This window comes from Nocardioides sp. (assembly GCF_047606145.1).
Classification (GTDB): Bacteria; Actinomycetota; Actinomycetes; order Propionibacteriales; family Nocardioidaceae; genus Nocardioides.
Map to the genome: position 1 here is coordinate 1 of NZ_JASGET010000079.1, position 5,522 is coordinate 5,522.

General features: G+C 73.4%; 5 protein-coding genes and 1 pseudogene. 1 reads left to right on the forward strand and 5 read right to left on the reverse strand.

Annotation, left to right across the window (positions count from 1 at the left end):
• The first annotated feature begins 53 nt into the window (after positions 1–53).
• Positions 54–1,151, forward strand: a complete 1,098-nt coding sequence (locus tag QM638_RS09665; protein ID WP_415141761.1) for a lysophospholipid acyltransferase family protein — start codon at positions 54–56, stop codon at positions 1,149–1,151.
• Between the two features lie 23 nt (positions 1,152–1,174).
• Here the strand turns inward: QM638_RS09665 and QM638_RS09670 are convergent, their stop codons facing one another.
• From QM638_RS09670 to QM638_RS09690, 5 genes and pseudogenes are all read right to left on the reverse strand, one after another.
• A complete protein-coding gene (locus QM638_RS09670) occupies positions 1,175–2,434 on the reverse strand; it encodes a DUF5667 domain-containing protein (RefSeq protein ID WP_415141757.1) in 1,260 nt (419 codons plus the stop codon).
• A gap of 134 nt (positions 2,435–2,568) precedes the next feature.
• The gene (locus QM638_RS09675; protein WP_415141758.1) at positions 2,569–3,381 is read right to left on the reverse strand and encodes a sigma-70 family RNA polymerase sigma factor; all 813 of its coding nucleotides are present in this window, start codon (positions 3,379–3,381) and stop codon (positions 2,569–2,571) included.
• 92 nt (positions 3,382–3,473) lie between these two features.
• Positions 3,474–4,049 (reverse strand): DedA family protein, encoded by a 576-nt coding sequence (locus QM638_RS09680; protein ID WP_415141759.1) that lies wholly within the window; start codon positions 4,047–4,049, stop codon positions 3,474–3,476.
• A complete protein-coding gene (locus QM638_RS09685) occupies positions 4,046–4,804 on the reverse strand; it encodes an MBL fold metallo-hydrolase (protein ID WP_415141760.1) in 759 nt (252 codons plus the stop codon). Before QM638_RS09685 ends, QM638_RS09680 begins: the two co-directional genes overlap by 4 nt.
• A pseudogene (locus tag QM638_RS09690) lies at positions 4,801–5,522 on the reverse strand (hypothetical protein); the annotation flags it as partial. The pseudogene QM638_RS09690 and the gene QM638_RS09685, both read right to left, overlap by 4 nt.

Genomic DNA, 5,522 nt, shown 5'->3' on the forward strand with positions numbered 1-5,522 from the left:
CACCCTCGGCGGCGGCTCGCAGTCTCGCCGGTGGTACGGCGCGGCCGCGGCCGGTGCGCAAGAAGAAGGCCGCCCCCTCGCGCGGAGCGCCTGCCGGCCCCGCCGATCCGGGCCGGATCGACGCGGACCGGGCCCGTCGCGCCACCGAGACGTCGGCCGCCGACGGCGCCGACGGTGCCGACGAGGCCGCCCAGGCCGCCGAGCGGATCGCCGCCGGCCCACCGCCGGCGAGCACCCGTGAGCGTCATCCGTGGGGGGCCATCTCGGCGGCGGACTGGCAGGCCGCGCTCGACTCGGCGGCGAAGGAGATCTTCGGCGCCGACTGGGAGCCGCAGCTGGCCGGCATGCTGGCCTTCTGGCGCCGTCGGCTCACCGGCCGTTACGAGGTGGACGAGTACGGGTTCGACCGCGAGCTCACCTCGCGGTTCCTGCTCGCCGTGCTCCGCCCGCTGAAGGAGAAGTGGTTCCGGATCGAGGTCCGCGGCGTGGAGAACATCCCCGCCACCGGTGGCGCGCTGGTCGTCTCCAACCACTCCGGCACGCTGCCGGTCGACGGCCTGATGACGATGGTGACCATCCACGACCACACCGGCCGCGACCTCCGTCCACTCGGCGCGGACCTGGTCTTCCGGCTGCCCTTCGTGGCGATGTTGGCCCGTAAGAGCGGTGCGACCCTGGCCTGCAACGAGGACGCCGAGCGGATGCTGCGCGGTGGTGAGCTGGTCGGCGTGTGGCCGGAGGGCTTCAAGGGCATCGGGAAGCCGTTCAGCGAGCGGTACAAGCTGCAGCGGTTCGGCCGCGGCGGGTTCGTCGCGGCGGCGGTGCGCACCGGCGTCCCGATCGTGCCGCTGTCGGTGGTCGGCGCCGAGGAGATCTATCCGCTGGTCGGCAACATCCCGGCGCTGGCCAAGGTGCTCGGCGTCCCGTACCTGCCGATCACTCCGTTCTTCCCGCTGCTCGGTCCGTTGGGCGCGATTCCGCTGCCGTCGAAGTGGCTGATGGAGTTCGGCGAGCCGGTCCGCACCGACGCCTACGACTCCGGCGCCGCCGACGACCCGATGCTGGTCTTCAACGTGACCGACCAGGTGCGGGAGTCGATCCAGCAGACGCTGTACTCACTGCTGGTCCAGCGGGAGTCGGTCTTCCGCTGAGCCTGGCCCGCGCCCGGCCGGGCTCAGCTGCCGCCGAGCAGCCCGCCGAGGACGCCGGAGAGCAGACCGGTCACGCCGTCGGTCACTCCGTCCACGGTGTCGCCCAGGGTGCTGCCGGTGCTGCTGTTCGAGGAGGCACCGGAGGAGCTGTCGCTGCTGGAGCTCGACTTGCTCGTGCTGGTCGACTTGTTGCCCGACTTGCCGGTCTTCGTCGAGGTGCCGGTCGACGTGGTCGATCCCGGAGTGGAGGTCGAGGAATCGCTGGAGTCCCCGGTGACCGAGCCGGGGGAGAGCGAGCTGGGATCGACGGTGGGCAGCGAGGGCTGGTCCGTCGGCGTGTCGGCCGGGCCGTCGGCGGTGGTGTCGTCGGAGTTCGATCCCGAGTCGGGCAGCCCGTCGAGGTCGAGCGCGCCGACCAGGCTCGCCGGCAGCTCGGTGATCGCACTGCCGCACTCGGCGCACAGCGAGGCTGCCGTCTGGTCGATCGACAGCAGCGTCTGGGCGGCGTCGCCGAGCGCGTCCTTGGCGTCGTCGGGCACCACCGGCTCGAGCTGTGCCAGCTGGTCGATGCCGTCGGAGGTGAAGGTGTGCAGCGCCTTGATCGAGGAGGCGTCCTGGTGCGCACGGTAGTCGTCGAGCAGCAGGTCCGAGCCCTTGGTGGCCTGGCTGGAGAAGGCCTCCAGGGTCTGTTCCATCGAGGCCGCGTCGTGGGAGTCGGCGGTGCCGCCGGGAGTGGTCTGCGCGATGCTCTCGGCGAGCTCGCGCACCTCCTCCAGCCGGGTGCCGGCGTCGCCGAGCAGCTGGGTGCCCTTGGCGTGATCGCTGATGCTGAGGCCCGTCCGGAGGTTCTCCACCGCCCGCTTGACCGGGTAGAGGGTGTCCCCGGGCAGGGCGTTCTGCGAGGCCAGGGCGGTGCCGGTGGTGCCGCCGACGATCACCAGCGCCGCGATGCCGACGGCCATCCGACGCCGCCGGCGGCCGGCCTTGGTGGGGTCGCTCAGCCGCCGTACCGTCAGCCTGTCGTTGCGCTCCTCGGCCTGCCTCGCCGCCTCGGTCAGCTCGGTGGCGGCGGCCGTCATCAGCCGCTCCCGCAGATCGGCGACGAACTCCGGCCGTGGCGCCGGCGGGGTCACCTCGCGCAGCTCGCCGACGAGGGCCACCAGGTCGGCGACCTCGCGGGCGGCCGACGAAGCGGGCGCCGCGTCGTCGTCGGCGTTCCGAGCGGCCTCGACGAGGCGCTCGAACTCATCGGCACGACGACGCGCCGGGAACGCCGGGCTCATGGTTCGGTCCTCGTCGGTAGGCACGAGATCGAGAGCTCGTGCGGCTGCTTGTCCATCGTGCTCAACGAGGCGCCGAGTCGCCGGGTTACGTGCAGGACCGGCCACGTCCAGATGAGGTTCCTCACGCCCGTCACCTACTCCCGCAGCCCGTCGGGCACCAGCTTGGCGAGGTTGCGGATCCCGCGCAGCTGGAGCTGTTTGACCGCGCCGTCACTGCGGTCGAGGACCGCCGCCGTCTCGGCGATGCTCATCCCCTGCAGGAAGCGCAGCACGATGCAGTCGCGTTGCTCGGCGGGCAGCTCGGCCAGGGACTCCAACAGCAGCGAGTTGGTGACCTGGCTCATCACGATCGACTCCGGCCCGTCGGTGGCGTCGTCGTGCTGCCCCATGTCCTCGGTGGCCATCTCCAACCGGGTCCGGCCGGCCTTGAAATGGTCGGTGGCCAGGTTGCGCGCGATGGTCATCAACCAGGCCACGAAGTCCTTGCCCTGCCAGCGGAATCCGGTCATCGAGCGCAGCGCCCGGAAGAACGTCTCCGAGGTCAGGTCCTCGGCCAGCGTGACCGACCGGGTGCGGTAGAACAGGAACCGGTAGACCGCCCGGTGGTAGTGGTCGTAGAGGGCGCCGAAGGCCTCGGTGTCACCCTTGCGGGCGAGCTCGACCAGGGCGATCATCCTGGTTCGTTCCTCCTCCGACTCCTCGGTCGAGACCGCCTGGTCGCCGTCGTCGGGACCGCTCGGGTCGGCGGTGCCGTGCAGGTCGGTGAGCCGGTCCGTCGACGGGTGAGCGCCGCGGTCACCGGCCGCGTCGGAGGAGAAGTCGTGGTCGCCGCCGGCCATCACGGCGTACGCCGGCTCGGGCCCGGTCGCCATCGCCATCATCGCGTGCCGCACCGCGACGCGGAGAACACGAAGTCCGTGCACGACGTCGTAGGGATACGGCGGCATCTGGGTCCCTCCCGTTGTTCCCGTTGCCAGGAAGCACTCTACGTCCGCCCCGGCGGGTGTGTCAGGTGCTCGAGCCCGACGCCGGGACGGCGCTACCGCCCGGCGCCTCGCCGGCGGCGCAGCAGGCTCGGCACCAGGGTGACCAGCAGCGCGGCGACGACCACCACCAGGACGGCGATCCGGGGATCGGGGATGAACGCGTCGCCGATCACGCCGATGGCGGCGTACGTCGCCGACCACAGCACGACGGCACCGACGTTCGCGCCGGCGAACCTGAGCACCGGATAGCCGCCCAGCGCGGCCGCCAGCAGGACGGGGATCCGGCCGGCCGGCACCAGCCGGGCCAGCAGCAGCGAGCGCGCCTGGTTCCGTTCGAGTCGGGCGCGCAGCGTGCGGATCGCACTGTCCGGGTCGTCGGCGCGCAGCCAGCCGATCCGCTGGGCCAGCGGTGACCCGGCCGCGCGCAGCACGGTATAGGTGACGATGTCACCCAGATAGGCGCCGGCCGCGCCGGCCAGGACGACCACGGCCAGCTCCCAGGGCCGCTCGGTCTTGGCCAGCACCGCGCCCGCGCTGACCAGTGCGCCGGTCGGTACCACCGGGATGATGGACCCGAACGCGACGAGTCCGACCAGGCTCGCCAGCCCGGCGAGTCCGAGGCTCGTCACAGCTCCACCAGCTCCCCGACGGCCGGCACGCGTAGCTCCGCGCTCAATCGCTGCTCGGCCGCCGCCCGGCGGAACCGGTCGGCGGGCTCGGCGAAGAAGTGCCGGTGGCTGGCCGGGTGCACCCGCTCGAGCAGCATCGGCCACATCGTGCCGTAGTGCACCGGCAGCACCCACCGGGCGCCCACGGCCGCCACCGCGGCAACCGCCTGCGCCGGGTCGAGGTGCTCCTCGCCGAGCGAGGGCCCCCAACCGCCGATGGGCACCAGCGCCAGGTCGACCGCCTCGATGGCGGCGAAGTCGACCACCCCGGTGTCGCCCGGATACCAGCAGCTGGCCTCCCGGTGGGAGAGCCGGAACCCGATCGCCGGGGCGCTCCCCATCCCGGGGAGCGGCAGCCGCCGGGGGTCGTGCCTCGCCGGCAGCGCCGCCACCGTCACGCCGGCGACCTCGATCTGGTCGCCGGCGGCGACCTCCAGGCACCCGCGACCGCGCAGCCACGGCACCGCCCGGGCGGCACCGGCCGGCACCACCAGCGGGATCTGTGGTGAGAACCGGCGCAGCGAGGGCAGATGCAGGTGGTCGTGGTGCAGGTGGCTGACCACGATCACGTCCGCGCACAGTGCGCGTGCGCCCGGCTCCGGCAACCGTCGGCGCAGGTGGAAGAGGCGTCGCGCCAGCAGCGGGTCGGTGGCCACCACCGGCCCCTCGGGGAACTCGACGGTCACGAACGAGTGGCCCCACCAGGTCGCCCTCACCGCCGGCTCACCGCCTCGTCGCCTCCGGTCTGCGCGGGATCGCCGGGGACCCCGTCGGCCCGGGTCCACTCGCGCAGCCCCCACGTCTGGAGCCGCCGGACCAGCGCCTGGTGCACGTCGAGCCCGTCGAGTCCGTCGGGCCCGACCTCCCAGTGGGTGGGGTGCACGAACAGCGCCTGGGTCTGCCAGCCGCCGAGGCCGCCGTGCGAGCCGACCAGCTCCTCGAACGCCGCCACCTCGCCCAGCTCCGGGTCGTAGCGACCGAGCAGGATCACGTCGCCGACGTGCTCGGTGCGGTCCAGCGCGAGCAGCGCCGACAGTGCCTGCGGGCCGTAGGGCAGCAGCGGGTCGACGCCGCGCGAGGCCAGGACCAGGCCGTCGTCGCCGTAGACGCGCCGGCCGTCGGCGTTCTCCACCACCAGGGCGCCGTCGCCACGCCGGGTGACCACCAGGCCGATCGCGTGGCGCGCGATGAGGCCGGGCACCAGCGCGGGCGCGAGCTCGTCGACCCGCTCCCGGGAGAGCCGACCGGGCGCGGCGGTCAGGTAGAGATGGGCGAGGCTGCCGGAGACGGCCACCTCGACCGGCTCGCGCTCGGCCGCGGCACCGACCTGAGCGTCCCCCTGGCCGGTCCCGACGTCGGCGCTCGGCTCCGCTCGGCCGCTGCCGTTGCCGCCGCGGGCGCGCACCAGCCGGCTGGCCGCCGTACGGAGCGGGC